This is a genomic window from Streptomyces sp. NPDC101191 (assembly GCF_044767915.1).
Taxonomy (GTDB): domain Bacteria; phylum Actinomycetota; class Actinomycetes; order Streptomycetales; family Streptomycetaceae; genus Streptomyces.
Window position 1 is genome coordinate 1,382,687 of sequence record NZ_JBIWOU010000001.1, and the last position, 17,970, is coordinate 1,400,656.

A 17,970-nucleotide genomic window follows, 5' to 3' on the forward strand; every position below is an offset into this window, starting at 1 on the left:
GTCGGCCGGTGCCGGGTGGCACCGGCCGGCGACTGCGAACTCATATCAGAGTGATGGTGATCATCTCTTCCGTACGACGACGAAATCGGCCAGCGCGGTGAGCTGGGCGCGGACATGGGCCGGCAGATCCACGTCGTGCAGCGCCTCGATGGCGATGGTGTGCTGGCGGCGGGCTTCCTGCGAGGTCCACTCGCGGCCGCCGGCCTCCTCGATGAGGGCCGCGCGGAACGCGAACTCCTCCTCCGAGAAGGAGTCGAAGTCGCTGCTCTTGGCGTCGGCGGCGAGCAGTTCGCCGAGCCGCTCGGAGGCGGGGCCGCCGGCCGCGAGGGCGGCGACGACGGGCAGCGACTTCTTGCGCTGGCGCAGGTCGCTCCAGGTCTGCTTGCCGGTGGCCTCCGGGTCGCCCCAGATGCCGAGGAGGTCGTCCACGGCCTGGAAGGCGAGGCCCAGGTGGTAGCCGTACTCCTCCAGCTTGTCGGCGGTGCGGTCGTCCGCGCCGCCGAGGACGGCGCCGATGGAGACGGCGCAGGCGAGCAGGGCGCCGGTCTTGTTGCCCTCCATCTCCAGGCACTCCTCGACGGTGACCCGCTCGCGGTGCTCGTAGGAGATGTCCTGGGCCTGCCCGTCGATGAGCTTGCGGGTGGCGGTGGTCAGCCGGCGGGTGGCGCGGCCGGCCTCGACGGTGCCGAGCTCCAGCAGCAGCTCGTTGGCGAGGGCGAAGAGGGCGTCGCCGACCAGGATGGCCTGGGCGGGGCCGTGCACCTTCCAGACCGTGTCGCGGTGACGGCGCTGCTCGTCGCCGTCCATCAGGTCGTCGTGGAGCAGCGAGAAGTTGTGCACGAGCTCCACGGCGACGGCGCCGGGGATGCCGACCTCGGGGGCGGCGCCCGCCGCCTCGGCGGAGATCAGCGCGAGCGCCGGGCGGACGGCCTTGCCGCTGTCCCCCTCGGTCGGGTTGCCCTGGGCGTCGATCCAGCCGAAGTGGTAGGCGGCGACGGTGTCCATGGGGGCTGCGAGACGGTCGACGGCCGCCCGCATGACGGGCGTGGACAGCGTCCGGCCCCGTTCCAGCAGTGCGGCGACGTCCGCGGTGTCGACGGCCGGATCTCCCGGGGGCACAGTCGGCACGGTCTCTCCTCTAGTTCCGGTACTCACACTCATGCCGCCTCCTGCAGCGGATGTTCGTAGCGGCGGCCGAGGGCGGAGAGCGCGGCGCCCGCGGCGCTGAAGCCGCTGCGGACCGCACCCTCCATGGTCGCGGGCCAGCCGGTGGCGGTCCAGGCGCCGGCCAGACAGAGGCCGGGGACGTGGGTACGGGCGCCGGGGCGGAGCCGGCCGACGCCAGGGGTCGGGGCGAAGGTGGCGGTCCGTTCGCGGGTGACGAAGAAGTCCCGGATCCCCGCGCCGCGGGCGGCGGGCAGCAGCCGCTCCAGCTCGGGGAGGTAGCGCTCGCGGAGTGCGGCGACGGGCTCGTCGATCTCGTCCTGGGCGGCGGACTGGGAGATCGCGAGGTACTGGCCCGGGCCGGTCAGGCCGGACGAGTCGGTGCGGTCGAAGACCCACTGGACCGGGGAGCCGAGCGCGGCGAAGAACGGTCGGCGCAGCACCTTGCGGTCGTAGATCACGTGCAGGTTCAGGATGGGGGCGGTGCCGATGTCGAGGAGCCGGTCCGGGTCGTCGAGGGCGCCCTCGGGCAGCAGCTCGCGGGTCTCCCGCTGCGGTACGGCGAGGACGACGGCGTCGGCCTCCAGGGTCTCCCCCGGCACCTCGACGGTCCAGCGTCCGTCGTCGGTGCGGGCGATCCGCTCGGCCTTGGTCCGCAGTTCGGTGCGGACGCCGAGGGAGTCGAGGGCCTTGCGGGCCCGGGTGTCGTGCAGTTCGCCGAGCGGGACGTGCGCCCAGCCGATGTCGGCGGCGCCCTTCTCCGAGAGCAGCCCGGTCTTGAACACCATCGCGGCGAGGCCCATGGAGGCCTGCGGGGCAGGGGCGTTGAGGGTGGGGATGCCGACGAGGTCCCACAGGGCCTCGACGGCGCGGGCGGACTGCCCGTGGCGGCCGAGCCAGGTGGCGAAGTCGATGCCGTCGAGGGCCGGGTCGGCGGGGTCGAGCTTCTTCAGCGCGAGCGCGGCCCGCCCGACGCTCGCCCGCTCGGCGGGCGAGAGATGCGGGTAGGTGGCGAGGCTGCGCGCCAGGTGCAGCGGTACGGGCAGGGCGTCACGGCGCAGCCGCCCGAGCCGGGGCCCGCGCGGGTGCCCGACGTCGAGCACGGGCACGTCGAGGCGCGGCTGCAGGGGCGCGAGGCCGGCGCCGTCCACCCGGTCGAGGAACCAGCGGTAGGCGGTGCAGCAGCGCAGGTAGACGTGCTGGCCGTTGTCGACGGTGAGGTCGCCGCGCTTGAACGAGAAGGCGAGGCCGCCGAGCCTGGGGCGCCCTTCGAGCAGGGTGACCCGGACGCCGCTCTCGGCGAGCTGCAGCGCGCTGGTCACGCCGGCGAGGCCGCCGCCGACGACGACGACGTGCGGCCGGCGGCCGCCGTGCCCCGTCAGGGACGCGGCGCCCGTGCGCTCGGTACGGTCGGCGGTCATGCGTCCTCCCCTCGGGACGTCGTGGTCAGGGACGCACCACGGGCGCTCCGGGTTGAGACCGCGTGGCCCGCGCATCTGCGGGGGCCACGGTCTCCGCAGTCCGCTGCGGCACGGTCGGACGTCACGCGGGCCTCCTGACCGTACGGCGGGAGATGTGGCGGGCGTCGAGACCGGAGAGGCCGCGGACCGCGACGTAGGCCTTCTCGTGGCCGGGGAGCGAGACCCGGCCGCGCAGCACGGCCGCCGGGTCGCGTTCGATGCGGTCGAGGAGGCGGCGGTAGATGCCGGCCATCGCGGCGACGCAGGCGCCGCTGCGGCGGTCGAGCATCGGCAGCAGCCGGTAGCCCTCCGCGAAGAGGGCACGCGCCCGGCGCACCTCGAAGTGGACCAGTCCGGCGAAGTCGGCGCCCGCGGGCGGGTTGCCGCCGGCGAAGCCGTCGGAGCAGCCGAACTTGGCCAGATCGTCGGCCGGCAGGTAGGTACGGCCATTGCCGGCGTCCTCGCGGACGTCCCGGAGGATGTTGGTGAGCTGGAGGGCGAGACCGAGCGTGTCGGCGTACTCGGCCGCCCGCTCGGCGCCCGGCGCGCGGGACTGGGTGCCGAAGACGCCGAGCGACAGCCGCCCGATGGCACCGGCCACGCAGCGGCAGTAGACCTTGAGCTCGTCCCAGGTCTCGTAGGTCTCGCCGCGCACGTCCATGAGGACGCCGTCGATGAGCTCGTCGAGCCCGCCGAGCGGGATCGGGAAGCGGCGGGCGGCGTCGGCGAGCGCGACGGCCACCGGGTCGGTGTCGTCATCGGCGACCTGCCCGGCGTGGACGCGCCCGAGGATCGCGCGGGTCGCCTCCAGGCGCTCCTTCTTCTCGGCGGCCGGGAGCGGCCCGTCGCCGATGTCGTCGACGCGCCGCGAGAAGGCGTAGAGCGCCGACATGGCCTGCCGCTTCTCGGCCGGCAGCAGCCGGATCCCGTAGGCGAAGTTGCGTGCCTGCTGACCGGTCACGGTCTCGCAGTAGCCGTACGCGGCCTGGACCGGCGCGGACGGTTGCGGCTGTCCCTCCACTGTCCGGCTCACCCCTCTCTCCGCGCCGCGAGCAGAACGGTGCCCGCCCGGCGCATCAGACTCGGTTTGGTGGCCTTCGGCGGCCCGGGCAGGACGTCGAAGCCCGCGGCGGCGATCGCGTCGAGTGCCGCGTGGCCGCCGGCGGTGAAGCCGGCGAGCAGCAGCCGGAGGCGGCCGTGGACGCTGCCGACGAGCGGCGCTCCGGCGTCGAGCAGGGTGCGGGCCCGGTCGGCCTCGAAGGCGATCAGCGCGCGCACCGAGGCGCCGGCGGTGGGCCGGGCCAGGTCGTCCTCGGTGACGTGGAAGCGCTTGAGGTCCTCGGCGGGCAGGTAGATCCGGTCGGCCGCGAGGTCCTCGGCGACGTCCTGGAGGTGCTCGACGATCTGCAGCGCCGTGCAGATCTCGTCGGAGCGGAGGAGTCGCTCGGGGGTGGCGGTGCCGGTGATGCCGAGGACGAGCCGGCCGACGGGGTTGGCGGAGAGCTCGCAGTACGCGAGGAGGTCGTCGTAGGTCTCGTAGCGCCGGACCAGCTGGTCCTGGCGGTTGGCGGCGACGAGGCCCAGGAACGGCTCCCGGGGGAGGCCGCAGCGCTCGACGGTGGGGCCGAGGGCGCGCAGCAGCGGGTGCCGGGGCGGGCAGTCGGCGGGGTCGAAGACGCGCAGGAGGTCGGCCTCGAAGGCGTCGAGCATCGCGAGCCGGTCGCCGGCCCGCTCGGGCGGCACCCCCAGGTGGCGCGCGTCGGCGCCGCCGGGGGCGAGGTCGCCGTCGCCGATGTCGTCGACGAGCCGGGCGAAGCCGTAGACGGCCATGAGGTCGTCGCGCCAGGCGCGCGGCAGGAAGAAGGGGGCCACGGGGAAGTTCTCGTCCGCGGCCTTGCCGAGTGTGGTGCGCGAGGCGGCGTCGGGGCGCGCCTGCCCGGTTCCCGTCACCGGCCGCTGCCCGACGCGGGGACGGCGACACCCTCGTGGAGCTGGAGATTCTGCGTCATGGCCGTCACATCTCCCGTTCTACACTGCGGATCCAACCCATCCTATTTCGGACACGCCGCCGACCCCTGCCCGTGGCCCACCGCCTGGCGGCCGGGGGCCGAGGGGTATCGCCCCACTTGCCGCGAAACAGACCGGTACAGCTTACGTTGTACGAGGCCGTGTGCCGCGCCCGGGGGCCCGGCGCGTGGGGACAACGCCGGGGGGCGGGTCAACCTTCCCGTGACGAGCGGGAGTTCACGATTCCCTGACCTTCTCCGGCCCTGCGCGGCGAGCGCGGCCGTGATCCTCAGGGAGCGCGGGTGCCGGAGACCACCATGGCCAGGGTGGATTCGACGACGTCGTCCCTGCGCTGGGCGGGCAGTCGGCGGAGCGGGCCTTCGAGCAGGAGGAGCGACAGGCCGTGCACGGCCGACCACGCGGCGGCCTCGGCGGCGGGGCGGGCGGCGCGGGGCGGGCGGGCGGTCGCGGCGAGGGCGGCGAGGGCGTCGGTGAGCAGGGTGAAGGCCCGCACCTCGCCGGCGGGGGGCTCGGGGTCGGTGCAGCGGCCGGCGGACTCGGTGCGGGGCGCGCCGAAGGCGGAGCGGTAGAGGCCGGGCTGCTCGACGGCGAAGGCCACGTAGCCGCGGCAGAGGGCGGCCAGCCGGGCCTCGGCGGCGAGGGCGGGGTCGTCGGCGCCGGGGACGCGCGCGGCGGCCCGCTCCATGGAGTCGGCGAGCGCCCGCCGGGCGTGGTCCCGGACGGCCGCCAGGAGCTCTCCACGACCCTCGAAGTGCCGGTAGGCGGCGGTGGGCGAGACGCCGACGCGGCGGGCCGCCTCGCGGAGCACGACCCGCTCGGGGCCGCCTTCGGTGGCGAGGCCGACGGCCGCGCAGATGAGGGCGTTGCGCAGATCGCCGTGATGGTAGGTCTTTCCTCCGGAGATCGCTGCCATGCGCTCATCCTGCCCGATGTTGACCGCATGAACATTCCGGGCGGGCTCGCGACGCGCGAAAACCGGACGCTCCCGGACACGAAACCGCCCCCGCCGATCGGATCGGCGGGGGCGGCGGAAAACACGGTCTCCGGAGCGGGCTACTTGCCGGTCTCGCGCTCGTAGGCGGCGATGACCTCGTCGGTCGGGCCGTCCATGAGCAGCTCGCCCTTCTCCAGCCAGAGCACCCGGTCGCAGGTGTCCCGGATCGACTTGTTGCTGTGGCTGACCAGGAAGACCGTGCCGGCCTCCTTGCGCAGCTCGCGGATGCGCGCCTCGGAGCGGATCTGGAACTTGCGGTCACCGGTCGCGAGCGCCTCGTCGATCATGAGGACGTCGTGCTGCTTGGCGGCGGCGATGGCGAAGCGGAGCCGGGCGCCCATGCCGGACGAGTAGGTCCGCATCGGCAGCGAGATGAAGTCGCCCTTCTCGTTGATGCCGGAGAAGTCGACGATGTCCTGATACCGGCTCTTGATCTCGTCGCGGCTCATGCCCATCGCGAGGCCGCCGAGGATCACGTTGCGCTCGCCGGTGAGGTCGCTCATCAGCGCCGCGTTGACACCGAGCAGCGAGGGCTGCCCGTCGGTGTAGACCTTGCCGCTCTCGGTGGGCAGCAGGCCCGCGATGGCGCGCAGCAGGGTCGACTTTCCGGAGCCGTTGGTGCCGATCAGGCCGATGGCCTCGCCGCGGTACGCGGTGAAGGTCACCCCCCGCACGGCGTGCACCTTGCGCACACCGCGTTCGGCGTCGCCCTTGCGGCGGCGCACGATGCGGCTCAGGGCGGCGGTGGCGCTGCCCTTGCCGCCGGCGCCGCCGTTGACCCGGTAGACGATGTGGACGTTGTCCGCGATGACGGTGGGCACACGGCCCTGGGAGTCGTGGTCAGCCACGGCCGTACCTCTCCTCGGCCTTCCAGAAGTAGACGAAGCCGCCCAGGCCGATCACCACGGACCAGGCCACGGTGACGAACCAGACGTGCGGCGGCAGGTTCGAGGCCCCGTAGCCGTCGATCAGCGAGAACCGGATGAGGTCCATGTGCAGCGCGGCCGGGTTGTACTGGAGCAGGTCGGCGATCCACGCCGGCTTGTCCTCCAGCATCACGGGGATCGAGAACATGACGCCCGACGCGTACATCCAGGTGCGCATGATGAACGGCATGAGCTGGGCCAGGTCCGGCGTCTTGGCACCCATCCGCGCCACGATCATGGCGAGGCCGGCGTTGAAGACGAACTGCAGCACCAGGGCGGGGATCATCAGCAGCCAGCTGAGCGACGGGTAACTGCCGAAGACGACGGCGATGGCGACGAGCACCACCATCGAGAACAGCAGCTGCTGGAGCTGCTGGAGCGCGAAGGAGATGGGCAGCGAGGCCCGCGGGAAGTGCAGCGCCCGCACCAGGCCGAGGTTGCCCGCGATCGCGCGGACGCCGGCCATCACCGAGCTCTGGGTGAAGGTGAACACGAACACACCGGTCACCAGGAACGGGATGTAGACCTCCCGCGACATGCCCCGGTCCGCGCCGATGATCACGCCGAAGATCAGGAAGTAGACCCCCGCGTTCAGCAGCGGCGTCACCACCTGCCACAGCTGGCCGAGCTTCGCCTGGCTGTACTGGGCGGTGAGCTTCGCCTGGGAGAAGGCCAGGATGAAGTGGCGTCGTCCCCACAGCTGGCGGACGTACTCCGCGAGCCCCGGCCGGGCGCCGCTGACGGCGAGGCCGTACTTGGCGGCCAGCTCGGCGGAGCTCAGGCCGTCGTCGGCGGACGGTCGGGCGCTTGTCACGACCCCACCGTCCTGGGATGTGTCACTCACAAGTCGAAACTTTCGTGTTCAAGATGCGCGGCAAGTCGGGTACCACGATGTCAGACCACGGGCGGGCGGCCCAGTCGGGTCAGCCGCCACACCGTACGCCACTTCATGGGGTGCCGAGGTCCGCAGGAGGCCTTCCAGCCTTCCCGGAAACCGCCGAACCAGGCCCTGAGAGCGGGTACGGAGGGTCGCCGTGCCAGGGTGAGCAGCAGCCAGACGCCGAGATAGACCGGCACCAGGGGTGCGGGAAGATTGCGACGCGCCAGCCACACCCGGTTGCGGGCCACGTTGAAGTGGTACGTCGCGTGCCGGGACGGCGGGGTGGTGGGGTGCAGCAGCACCATGTCGGAACGGTAGTCGATCATCCAGTCGGCGTCGAGGGCCCGCCAGGCGAGATCCGTCTCCTCGTGCGCGTAGAAGAAGTCGTCCGGCAGGCCGCCCACCTCGGCGAACACCTTGGTGCGCACCGCGTTGGCGCCGCCCAGGAAGGTGGTCACGCGCGAGGAGCGCATCGGGTCCGCGGCGCGCAGCCGCGGCACGTGCCGGCGCTGGGTGAGACCGGTGTCCGGATCGGCGATCCGGAAGCTGATGATGCCGAGCCGCGGGTCGGCGGTGAAGGCCTGCCGGACGAGCTCCGCCGTGTCGTCGTTGGCGAGCAGGCCGTCGTCGTCCAGGAAGAGCAGCGCGTCGACGTCGGAGCCGCCGGGGCCGAAGGCCTCGATGCCGACGTTGCGCCCGGCGGGGATGCCCACGTTCTCCGGGAGCGTCACCGACCGGACGCCCTCGGGCAGGTCGGTGATCTCCACGCCCTGGCCCACCACGACGGTCTCGATGGCGTCACCCTGCTGCCGGGCGACCGAGTCGAGCAGGGCGCGCAGATCGTCGGGCCGGTTGCCCATGGTGATGATCACCGCGCCGAGCTTCAGGGAGGCGGTCATGGTGGGCGTCCTCACTTCAGCCTGCTGGAGGCGAGGATCGAGACGAGGTGCAGCACGGTCTGGAGCATCGCGATGCCGGCGAGCACGGCGACGCCGAGGCGGCTGAAGAAGAGGTCGCCCTGGATCCGGTCCACGACCGCGAGGACCAGGATCAGCAGGGAGGCCTCGATCCCGAGGATCAGACGGTGGAACTTGAGCGCGCCGGCGGCCCGGCGGGCCAGCGCCATGCCGGAGGAGCGCGGCTCGGAGGCGGACTCCTTGACCGGCGGCAGTCCGCCCTGGTGGCGGGCGACACCGACGAGGTCGGTCTCGGCCTTGATCAGGATGGCGCCGAGCGCGGCGAGGGTGCCGAGGAAGGCCCACAGCCAGTCGATCCGGCCGCCGCCCCACGGGTCGGCGGCGCGCAGGCCGAAGCCGACCAGGACGGCCGCGTCGCACAGGTAGGCGCCGACCCGGTCCAGGTAGACGCCGCCGAGCGAGAACTGCTTCTTCCAGCGGGCGACCTCGCCGTCGACGCAGTCGAGCAGCAGGTAGAGCTGGACCATGACCACGCCGAGGACCGCGCCCCAGATTCCGGGCACCAGCAGCGCGGGGGCGGCGAGGACGCCGCACACCGTCATCAGGTAGGTCAGCTGGTTGGGCGTGACCCGGGTGGTCACCAGCTGCCGGGTGATGCGCAGCGAGATCTCGCGCATGTAGAGCCGGCCGCCCCAGTGCTCACCGCTTCGACGGTCCTTCACACCCGGCGGGTGCACGACGGGGCGCAGCTCGGCCACCGACGGCTTCTTCTGCACGGACGGGCGGTGCTCAGCTACCGATGAGTTTTGCATAGTCGGCGTACGCGTCCCTGATCTGGTCGGTGGACAGGTCGAGGTGCTCGAGGATCGTGAAGCGGCCCGGCCGGGTCTGCGGGGCGAACTCCACCGCCCGGACGAACTCGTCGACGGTGAAGCCCATCTCCTCGGGCAGGACGGGCAGGCCGTGCCGGCGCAGCGTGGCGACCATCAGCGCGGACTCGTCGCGGGCGCCGCGCAGGTGCATGGCGAAGGCGGCGCCGAGGCCGCACTGCTCGCCGTGGCTGGCCGCGCGGGTCGGGAAGAGCAGGTCGAAGGCGTGGCTGATCTCGTGGCAGGCGCCCGACGAGGGGCGGCTGTCGCCGCTGATCGACATGGCGATGCCGGACATGACCAGGCCCTCGGAGAGGGTGACCAGGAAGTCGTCGTCGCCGACGCCGCCGGGGTGCCGGAGCACCGCCTCGCCGGCGCTGCGGGCCATGGCGGCGGCCAGGCCGTCGACCTTCTCGCCGGTCTCGCGGTGGGAGAGCTCCCAGTCGGCGATGGCGGAGAGGTTGGAGATCGCGTCGCCGATGCCGGAGCGGACGAAGCGGAGCGGCGCGTCCCGGATCACGTCGAGGTCGATGACCAGCGCGATCGGGGTCGGCACACCGTAGGAGCCCCGCCCGTTGTCGTTGTCCAGGGTGGAGATCGGCGAGCAGATGCCGTCGTGCGAGAGGTTGGTGGCGATGGCCACCAACGGCAGGCCGACCCGGGCCGCCGCGTACTTCGTCACATCGATGATCTTGCCGCCACCGAGGGCGACGACCGCGTCGTACCGCTTGCCGCGCATGGCGTCGGCGAGCTTGACGGCCTCGTCGATCGTGCCGCCCATGACCGGGTACCAGTCGGCGTCCGGGAGCTCGGGGGCGAAGCGGTCACGCAGCTTCAGGCCGGAGCCGCCGCTGATGGCGACGGCGATCCGCCCGTTGCTGGAGATCCGCTGGTCCGCGAGGAGCGCGGACAGGTCGTCCAGCGCTCCGCCGCGGATGTCGACGACGACCGGCGACGGAATGAGCCGGGTCAGTACTGGCACGCGATGTCACGGCCCTTCGCCAGGTCGTCGTGGTTGTCGATCTCGACCCACTTGACGTCGCCGATGGGGGCCACGTCGACGGTGAAGCCGCGGTTCACCAGCTCCTGGTAGCCGTCCTCGTAGTAGAGGTCGGGGTCGCGCTCGAAGGTGGTCTTCAGGGCGTCGGCGAGCTCCTCGGCGGCCTCGGCCTCGATGAGGGTGACACCGATGTACTCGCCGGTGGCGTCGGCCGGGTCCATCAGCTTGGTGATCTTCTGGACGCCCTTGCCGTCGGCGGTGACGACCTTCATCTCCTCGTCGGCGAGGTTCTTCACCGTGTCGAGGGCGAGGATGATCTTCTGGCCGTTGCCGCGGGCGGCGAGCAGCGTCTTCTCGACGGAGACCGGGTGGACGGTGTCGCCGTTGGCGAGGATCACACCGCGCTTGAGGACCTCACGCGCGCACCACAGGGAGTAGGCGTTGTTCCACTCCTCGGCCTTGTCGTTGTCGATCAGCGTGATCGAGACGCCGTACTTGGCCTCCAGGGCCTCCTTGCGCGCGTACACGGCCTCCTTGCGGTAGCCGACGACGATCGCGACCTCGGTGAGGCCGACCTCGGCGAAGTTCTTCAGCGTGAGGTCGAGGACGGTCAGGGAGCCGTCGCCCTCGCGGTCCACGGGCACGAGGGCCTTCGGAAGCGTGTCGGTGTAGGGGCGCAGACGCCGTCCGGCACCGGCTGCCAGTACGAGGCCAATCATGCTGTCTCTCCTTCGTCGTGTACGGCGGGTGCTCCGGAGGAGACCCAGAAGCGGATGGACTCCACGAGCACCACGATGCCCACGGCGACCGCGAGGGCGGTGAGGGCCGAGGTGAAGTCGTTGCCGCGGTTCGCCAGCAGGGCGGCGAGAACGGTCACCACGAGCGTGCGCCCCTCGTGGCCGCCGATGGTGCGCACCAGCCAGGCGGGCGGCGCGCCGGTGCCGCCGCGAATGCGGTACACCGTGTCGTAGTGATGGTAGGCGACCGCCGCGACCAGCCCGAATGCGGCGGGCAGGGCCTGCGCGGAGTCGGCCTTCGCGGCGAGCGCGAGCACGGTGACGTACTCGGCGGCCCGGAAGAAGGGCGGGACGAGCCAGTCCAGGGCGCCCTTGAGCGGGCGCGCCACGGCGAGGCCCGCGGTCATCACGTAGATCACGGCGACCGGGATGAGACGTACGTCTCCGGACGGCAGGGCCAACGCGCCGGCGACCATCACGGCGGCGCCGAGGGCGGCGACGAAGACGGGGGCGACGACGCCGGTCCGGCCGCGCAGGAGGCGCGCCTGGAGCTCGGCGAGCGGGCCGGAGTCGGCGAGGTCGGCGAGCGCGCGGGCGGCGCTGTCGGTGCGGGGCGCCTTGCGGGTGAGCGAACGCAGGACCCGTCCGGCGGTGGTGTAGCAGGCGCCGAAGGCGCAGCCGACGATCAGCGCCCAGAAGACGATCCGGGGGCTGGTGGTGGCGGTGAGGACGGCGATCATCGCCCAGCGCTCGCCGATCGGCAGGATGATCATGCGGCGGGCCCAGACGGTCCAGCCGACGCTGTCGAGCCGGTTGGACAGGGCCAGGCCGGTCTTCGCACTCCCGCCCGCGCCCGCCGCGGGCGCCCCGCTCGGGGCGGCCGCGTCGCCGGCGTTCGCCTCGTTGAACGAGAAGTCCACGACGTGCCGGCACGTCATGATCACCATCGCGGCGAGCGCGAGGGCCCAGACGTCGTCGCCGTCGCGGGCGGCGCCGAGGGCGAGACCGGCGTAGAAGGCGTACTCCTTGGCGCGGTCGAACGTGGCGTCGAGCCAGGCGCCCATCGTCGAGTACTGCAGGGAGTAGCGGGCGAGCTGCCCGTCGGTGCAGTCGAGGACGAAGGAGACCAGGAGCAGGAGGCCGGCGGCGATGTAGCCGACGCGGTCGCCGGTGGCGGCGCAGCCCGCCGCGACCAGCGCGGTGAGCAGCGAGGCGGTGGTCACCTGGTTCGGGGTCAGGCCGCGGCGCGCGCACCAGCGGGCGATGTAGCGCGAGTACGGGCTGATGAAGAAGGTGGTGAAGAAGCCGTCGTGGGCCTTGACCGCCGAGCGGAGCCGTACGGCCTCCTCGTCGACCGCCTCGACGGCGCTGCGCGCCTCGTGCCGGGCCTCGGGGTCCGCGGGCACGGCGGCCACGAGGGTGCCGAGCTGCGGCCGGTGCACGGCGACGCCGTCGGCGTCGAGGGCCTCGGCGAGGGTGTCCGGGAGGTTGTCGACGACCGCGTGCGGGGCACCGGGGGCGGCGGGCGCGGCGGCCGCCGAGCCGAGCGCGCGGGCCAGTGCCGGGCGGGCCTCGGGCTGTGCGGTGAGCGCGCCGGGCGCGGCGGCGGCGGGGAAGCGGGGGTCGGTGAGGGCCAGCCGCAGGGCGTGGAGGTGACCGACGAAGCGCGGGTCCACGACGGCGACGCGCTGACCGGCGGGTACGCCGGCGAGCAGGGTGCCCGTCTCGTGGGGGCCGGAGGCGACCTCGACGTCGAAACCGAGGGACCGCAGATCGGCGTCGAGCGACGATCCGGGTACCGGCGGACCGGTGAGGATGGCGGTCGACAGGACGAACTCACTCCTTGGAGCTGGCGGACGGGCCGGCGGGGCCCAGGACACGGCCCCGGGCGCGGTGATGCGGCCCGGCACCGGGCGGCGGCACGTCGGCTGAGGCTATCGGATGACGGAAGCACGAGTTCACCGAGGTTTCGCGGGACGGCCTCCCCCGGGCCGCCGCGCGTCCGCGAGGGTGCGCCACGCACTGTGGAGATCATCATGGGCGATCGGCGGTCCGGCCCACAAACCGCGGCGGCGGCGCTCGGGGGCCGTGATATCGGGGCCCTGCGGCCGGATTCACATCACCGCAGGTCAGAGCATATGACAACGGTGTTCAGTACCGTGTTGCAGATACCCCCCTCCCGTAGTTGACTGGCGAATCGGGGACACCACCGAGAACGCTGTCGAGACGACCGGAGGCCTGGGCATGGGGGCTGGACACGACCACGGACACAGCCACGGCGGACCGCCGCCGACGGGCACCGCGGCCCTGGCCTACAGGAACCGGCTGCGGATCGCGCTCGGCATCACGCTCTCCGTGATGGTGGTGGAGATCATCGGCGGCGTCCTCGCCGACTCGCTCGCCCTGATCGCCGACGCGGCGCACATGGCGACCGACGCCCTCGGCCTCGGCATGGCACTGCTCGCCATCCACTTCGCCAACCGGCCGCCGACCGGCAACCGCACCTTCGGCTTCGCGCGGGCCGAGATCCTCGCCGCGCTCGCCAACTGTCTGCTGCTGCTCGGCGTCGGCGGCTACGTCCTCTACGAGGCGATCCAGCGCTTCCTCGAGCCGGCCGAGACCCGGGGCGGACTGGCGATCGCGTTCGCGCTGATCGGCCTGGTCGCCAACCTCGTCTCCCTCTCGCTGCTGATGCGCGGCCAGAAGGAGAGCCTGAACGTGCGGGGCGCGTATCTGGAGGTGCTCGCCGACGCGCTCGGTTCCGTGACGGTGATCGTCTCCGCCACGATCATCCTGCTCACCGGCTGGCAGTACGCGGATCCGATCGCCTCCATCCTGATCGGCCTGATGATCGTTCCGCGTACGGTCAAGCTGCTGCGGGAGACCCTTGACGTGCTCCTGGAGTCCGCGCCCAAGGGCGTCGACATGGCGGAGGTGCGGGCGCACGTCCTGGCGCTGCCGGGCGTCGAGGACGTGCACGACCTGCACGCCTGGACGATCACCTCGGGCATGCCGGTGCTCTCGGCGCACGTGGTCGTCGCGCAGGACGTGCTGGACGCCGTCGGGCACGAGAAGCTGCTGCACGACCTCCAGGGGTGCCTGGGCTCGCACTTCGACGTCGAGCACTGCACCTTCCAGCTGGAGCCGGCCGGTCACGCCGAACACGAGGCCAAGCTCTGCCTCTAGTTGCTAGCCTGGGGCCGCACACACGTGAGCAGGGAGAGGAGCTGAGGTTGATGACCGTCGCGATGGAGGCTGCCCGCAGCGGCAGCGCCCGGTCGTCCTTCAGCTTCCGGGTCTCCGGCTGACCTGACGCTTCGCACGTCCGCCGTCGGCCGGGACCCCCTCACCCAAGGGTTTCCCACGTTGTCCGACAACACCCAGGCACTTCACGACGCCTTCTTCGCCCTGCACCACGGTCTGCCGCGGCAGGGCCCCGGTTCCGACACCACCACCCGCCGGCTGCTCGCGCTCGCCGACCCGCTGCCCGCGCGTCCGCGCGTGCTCGACCTCGGCTGCGGCCCCGGCCGCTCCGCGCTGCTGCTCGCGGCCGAGGCGGGCGCCGAAGTGACCGCCGTCGACCTGCACGAGCCGTTCCTGGCCGAGCTGCGGGAGGCCGCGGCCGCCCGCGGGCTCGACGACCGGGTCCGTACCCTGCGCGCCGACATGGGCGCTCCGGGGCTGCCCGACGCCTCCTTCGACCTGATCTGGGCGGAGAGCTCGGCGTACGCGATCGGCTTCGACCGGGCGCTCGCGGAGTGGCGCCGGCTGCTGGCACCCGGAGGCACGCTCGTCCTCACCGAATGCGTGTGGACCACCGAGCAGCCCTCTCCCGAGGCCCGGGCCTTCTGGGAGGAGCACTACCGGCTCCGCACCGTCACCGAGAACGCCGCGGCAGCCGTCGCGGCCGGCTACCACGTCCTCGGCACCGTCCTCCAGCCGGAGGGCGACTGGGACGAGTACTACGGGCCGCTCGGCGGTCGGGCCGAGGCCGCCGACACCGCACTGCCCGGGATGGCCGAGGCCGTCGCCGGGGCCCGTGCCGAGATCGCGCTGCGTCGCGAGCACGGCGGTGACTACGGCTACGCCGGCTTCGTCCTGAGGCCGGCGGACCCGCGCTGGCGTACCCGGGAGGAGACCCCGGCGGACGTGCCCGTCGTACGGGAGATCAACGCGGCGGCCTTCCCGACCGCCGAGGAGGCCGGTCTGGTCGACGCACTGCGCGCCGACGAGGCGGCCTGGCTGCCCGGTATGTCATACGTGGCGGAAGCGCCGGACGGCACGGTCGCCGCGTACGCGCTGATCACCCGGTGCCACGTCGACGGGGTCCCGGCGGCGGCGCTCGCCCCGGTCGCGGTGGCTCCCGCCCACCAGCGGACGGGCGCGGGCCAGGCCGTCGTACGGGCGGTGCTCGACGCGGCGCGGTTGCGCGGCGAGCGGCTCGTGCTGGTACTCGGCCATCCGGCGTACTACCCGCGGTTCGGATTCGTACGTGCGTCCGCGTACGGGATCAAGCCAGGCTTCGAGGTTCCGGACGAAGCCATGATGGCGCTCGACCTGGACGGTTCCGGGCCCGTGACCAGGGGCACGATCTCGTATCCGGCGGCTTTCGGGGTCTGAGCGACGGCCGCTCCTGCCGCGCCGGGTGTACTCCGGTGCGGTAGGAGGGGTCATGTCCGGCCTCCGAAGTACGGACAAGCCGCTTTTGTACGGCAGACTGAGGTGGCCCCCCAGGGCGAGGACCGAAGCGAAGGATGGGTATGCCGAGCACATCAGCCACCGTGGCCCAGAGTTCCTCGAACGGCGTCCGGCCGGTCGAGGACGAGGCCCCGATCATGCTCGAACTGGTCGACGAGAACGGCGTCACGATCGGCACGGCGGAGAAGCTCGCCGCGCACCAGGCGCCCGGGCAGCTGCACCGCGCCTTCTCGGTGTTCCTCTTCGACGAGGCGGGCCGGCTGCTGCTCCAGCGGCGGGCACTCGGCAAGTACCACTCCCCCGGCGTCTGGTCCAACACCTGCTGCGGCCACCCCTACCCGGGCGAGGCGCCCTTCGCGGCGGCCGCCCGGCGCACCTTCGAGGAGCTGGGCGTCTCGCCCTCGCTCCTCGCCGAGGCGGGGACGGTTCGCTACAACCACCCGGACCCGGCCTCGGGCCTGGTGGAGCAGGAGTTCAACCACCTGTTCGTCGGCCTGGTGCAGGCCACCCCGCAGGCCGATCCCGAAGAGGTCGAGGAGACCGCCTTCGTCACCGCGGCCGAGCTGGCCGAGCGCCACGCGGCCGCGCCGTTCTCCGCCTGGTTCATGACGGTGCTCGACGCGGCGCGTCCGGCCGTCAAGGAGCTGACGGGTCCGTCCGGGGGCTGGTGACCTCCGGCGCGGTGCCGGGCAACGGCCCCGGCACCGCGCTCGGCACCACCGGTCCGGTCGGCGCCTGACCCGGTACGAAGGGGTTCAGGGGCAGGGCCGCCCAGATGATCTTTCCGCCGCTCGCGGTGTGCTCGACGTCGCAGGCTCCGCCGGACTCCAGGGCGATCTCCCGGACCAGCAGGAGGCCGCGGCCGCCGGTCTGGCCCCAGTCGGCCACCAGCGCCTTGGGGCGGTACGGATGGTTGTCCTCGACGGACACCCGGATCCACTCCGCTCCGATCGCCACCTCCACCGCTATCTCCGGGGAGAGCAGCGCGGCGTGCTTGACCGCGTTGGTGACCAGCTCGGAGACGATGAGAAGCAGTCCCTGGACGGTGTCGTCGTGGACCGGGACGCGCTGGCGGACCAGCAGGTCGCGTACGGCGTGCCGGGCCTGCGGCACGGACACGTCCACCGCGGGAGCGGTGAACCGCCAGACTCCTTCGTAGGACGGTGGCCGGGCGGGGACGCTCCCGCGGCTCTCCATAGTCCGGCTCCCACCCTCGTGCTCGATTGTCGCCACACGTCGAGTCTTGGGAATCCGCAGGTGCGCCTCGGGATACTGACCAGAAGTCGACACTTATCGACCGACTTCTGATCAGGTGAGTATGCCAACGTCAGTTGTTCGACTACTCCTGACTCTCCGCTGACGACTTCGGAGGACCCGTCGCCGATATGACCATACGGCCGGTACGGCGCGGGCGGGCGCGTCCTCCCCGCGGACCGCCGTCGAGGGCCCGTGCGTACCCTCCACGCACCGCCCTCGCGGGCCGTGCGCCCTTCTCCGCGCACCCTTCCGGATCCTCCGGCGAGGGTGCCCGGATAGCATCCGGCGCATGGAGCCCCAGCTGACCGTCGGCGTCGTCGACGAGGTCGCCACCCTCGTCATCACCAACCCCGCCAAGCGCAACGCCATGACCGCCGGCATGTGGCGGTCCCTGCCGGGGCTGCTCGCGCCGCTCGCCGCGGACCCGGCCGTGCGCGCCCTGGTGCTGACCGGCGCGGGCGAGACCTTCTGCGCCGGGGCCGACATCTCGACCCTGCGCGAACCCGGCGACGAGCAGCAGACCCTCGCGGTACGGGCCGAGGAGGCACTGGCCGCCTTCCCCAAGCCGACCCTCGCCGCGATCCGCGGCTTCTGTGTCGGCGGCGGCAGCCAGCTCGCCGCCGCGTGCGACCTGCGGTTCGCCGAGGAGGGTACCCGTTTCGGCGTGACCCCGGCGAAGCTCGGCATCGTCTACCCCGCCTCGTCCACCCGCCGTCTCGCCTCGCTCGTGGGCCCCGCGGCCGCCAAGCACCTGCTGTTCTCGGGCGAGTTGATCGACACCGAGCGTGCGCTGCGGACCGGGCTCGTCGACGAGGTGCTCCCGGTGGGCGAACTGGACAAGCGCGTGGCCGAGTTCACCCGCACCCTCGTCTCGCGCTCGCTGCTCACCCAGGCCGCCGCCAAGGAGTTCGCCGACGGCCGCGCCGACCGGGACGCGCACTGGGCGGAGCAGGCACGCGGCAGCGGCGACACCGCCGAGGGGGTCGCCGCCTTCCTGGAGCGCCGCCCGCCCCACTTCACGTACGGGCTCTGACGCCCGC

16 protein-coding genes and 1 pseudogene are annotated in these 17,970 nt (G+C 72.7%); 4 read left to right on the forward strand and 13 right to left on the reverse strand.

Annotated elements, in window-relative coordinates:
- Positions 1-60: 60 nt before the first annotated feature.
- The 12 genes from ACIRQF_RS06005 to ACIRQF_RS06060 all read right to left on the reverse strand — a co-directional run bounded on the left by ACIRQF_RS06005 (position 61) and on the right by ACIRQF_RS06060 (position 12,804).
- Positions 61-1,161, reverse strand: a complete 1,101-nt coding sequence (locus ACIRQF_RS06005) for a polyprenyl synthetase family protein (RefSeq protein WP_404089205.1) — start codon at positions 1,159-1,161, stop codon at positions 61-63.
- On the reverse strand, positions 1,158-2,585 hold the full coding sequence (gene hpnE, locus ACIRQF_RS06010; protein ID WP_404089207.1) for a hydroxysqualene dehydroxylase HpnE: 1,428 nt from the start codon (positions 2,583-2,585) through the stop codon (positions 1,158-1,160). The genes ACIRQF_RS06005 and hpnE overlap by 4 nt, the downstream gene beginning before the upstream one ends.
- Before the next feature lie 121 nt (positions 2,586-2,706).
- Positions 2,707-3,657 carry a presqualene diphosphate synthase HpnD gene (gene hpnD, locus ACIRQF_RS06015; protein WP_404089209.1) on the reverse strand — a complete coding sequence of 317 codons (951 nt, stop codon included), beginning with the start codon at positions 3,655-3,657 and terminating at the stop codon, positions 2,707-2,709.
- Positions 3,654-4,574, reverse strand: a complete 921-nt coding sequence (gene hpnC, locus ACIRQF_RS06020; RefSeq protein WP_404089211.1) for a squalene synthase HpnC — start codon at positions 4,572-4,574, stop codon at positions 3,654-3,656. The genes hpnD and hpnC overlap by 4 nt, the downstream gene beginning before the upstream one ends.
- Positions 4,575-4,920: 346 nt before the next feature.
- Positions 4,921-5,565, reverse strand: a complete 645-nt coding sequence (locus ACIRQF_RS06025) for a TetR/AcrR family transcriptional regulator (protein WP_382482687.1) — start codon at positions 5,563-5,565, stop codon at positions 4,921-4,923.
- A gap of 140 nt (positions 5,566-5,705) precedes the next feature.
- Positions 5,706-6,494, reverse strand: a complete 789-nt coding sequence (locus ACIRQF_RS06030) for an ABC transporter ATP-binding protein (RefSeq protein ID WP_376631209.1) — start codon at positions 6,492-6,494, stop codon at positions 5,706-5,708.
- Complete coding sequence (locus ACIRQF_RS06035) at positions 6,487-7,416, reverse strand: ABC transporter permease (RefSeq protein ID WP_376631210.1); 930 nt, start codon at positions 7,414-7,416, stop codon at positions 6,487-6,489. The genes ACIRQF_RS06030 and ACIRQF_RS06035 overlap by 8 nt, the downstream gene beginning before the upstream one ends.
- 50 nt (positions 7,417-7,466) lie before the next feature.
- Complete coding sequence (locus ACIRQF_RS06040; RefSeq protein WP_376631211.1) at positions 7,467-8,351, reverse strand: glycosyltransferase family 2 protein; 885 nt, start codon at positions 8,349-8,351, stop codon at positions 7,467-7,469.
- Between the two features lie 11 nt (positions 8,352-8,362).
- Positions 8,363-9,181: a CDP-alcohol phosphatidyltransferase family protein gene (locus ACIRQF_RS06045; protein ID WP_376631212.1), complete on the reverse strand. Its 819-nt coding sequence runs from the start codon at positions 9,179-9,181 to the stop codon at positions 8,363-8,365.
- Positions 9,159-10,220, reverse strand: coding sequence for an iron-containing alcohol dehydrogenase family protein (locus ACIRQF_RS06050; protein ID WP_376631214.1), 1,062 nt, complete (start codon positions 10,218-10,220; stop codon positions 9,159-9,161). Before ACIRQF_RS06050 ends, ACIRQF_RS06045 begins: the two co-directional genes overlap by 23 nt.
- A complete protein-coding gene (locus tag ACIRQF_RS06055) occupies positions 10,208-10,957 on the reverse strand; it encodes a sugar phosphate nucleotidyltransferase (RefSeq protein ID WP_382482683.1) in 750 nt (249 codons plus the stop codon). The genes ACIRQF_RS06050 and ACIRQF_RS06055 overlap by 13 nt, the downstream gene beginning before the upstream one ends.
- On the reverse strand, positions 10,954-12,804 hold the full coding sequence (locus tag ACIRQF_RS06060; RefSeq protein ID WP_404089551.1) for a DUF5941 domain-containing protein: 1,851 nt from the start codon (positions 12,802-12,804) through the stop codon (positions 10,954-10,956). Before ACIRQF_RS06060 ends, ACIRQF_RS06055 begins: the two co-directional genes overlap by 4 nt.
- Positions 12,805-13,219: 415 nt before the next feature.
- Here ACIRQF_RS06060 and ACIRQF_RS06065 point away from each other — a divergent pair, with 415 nt between their 5' ends.
- From ACIRQF_RS06065 to idi, 3 genes are all read left to right on the forward strand, one after another.
- Entirely contained in the window at positions 13,220-14,161 is a 942-nt protein-coding gene (locus tag ACIRQF_RS06065) for a cation diffusion facilitator family transporter (RefSeq protein WP_376631218.1), read from the forward strand.
- Between the two features lie 180 nt (positions 14,162-14,341).
- Entirely contained in the window at positions 14,342-15,595 is a 1,254-nt protein-coding gene (locus tag ACIRQF_RS06070) for a GNAT family N-acetyltransferase (protein ID WP_404089216.1), read from the forward strand.
- 140 nt (positions 15,596-15,735) lie between these two features.
- Positions 15,736-16,344 carry an isopentenyl-diphosphate Delta-isomerase gene (idi, locus tag ACIRQF_RS06075; RefSeq protein WP_376631222.1) on the forward strand — a complete coding sequence of 203 codons (609 nt, stop codon included), beginning with the start codon at positions 15,736-15,738 and terminating at the stop codon, positions 16,342-16,344.
- A 79-nt stretch (positions 16,345-16,423) separates the two neighbouring features.
- Here idi and ACIRQF_RS06080 read toward each other — a convergent pair.
- Positions 16,424-16,870: pseudogene (locus ACIRQF_RS06080) on the reverse strand (ATP-binding protein); the annotation flags it as partial.
- 349 nt (positions 16,871-17,219) lie between these two features.
- On the opposite strand from ACIRQF_RS06080, the gene ACIRQF_RS06085 reads away from it, so the two are divergent.
- On the forward strand, positions 17,220-17,963 hold the full coding sequence (locus tag ACIRQF_RS06085) for an enoyl-CoA hydratase/isomerase family protein (protein ID WP_382482680.1): 744 nt from the start codon (positions 17,220-17,222) through the stop codon (positions 17,961-17,963).
- The last annotated feature ends 7 nt before the right edge of the window (positions 17,964-17,970 follow it).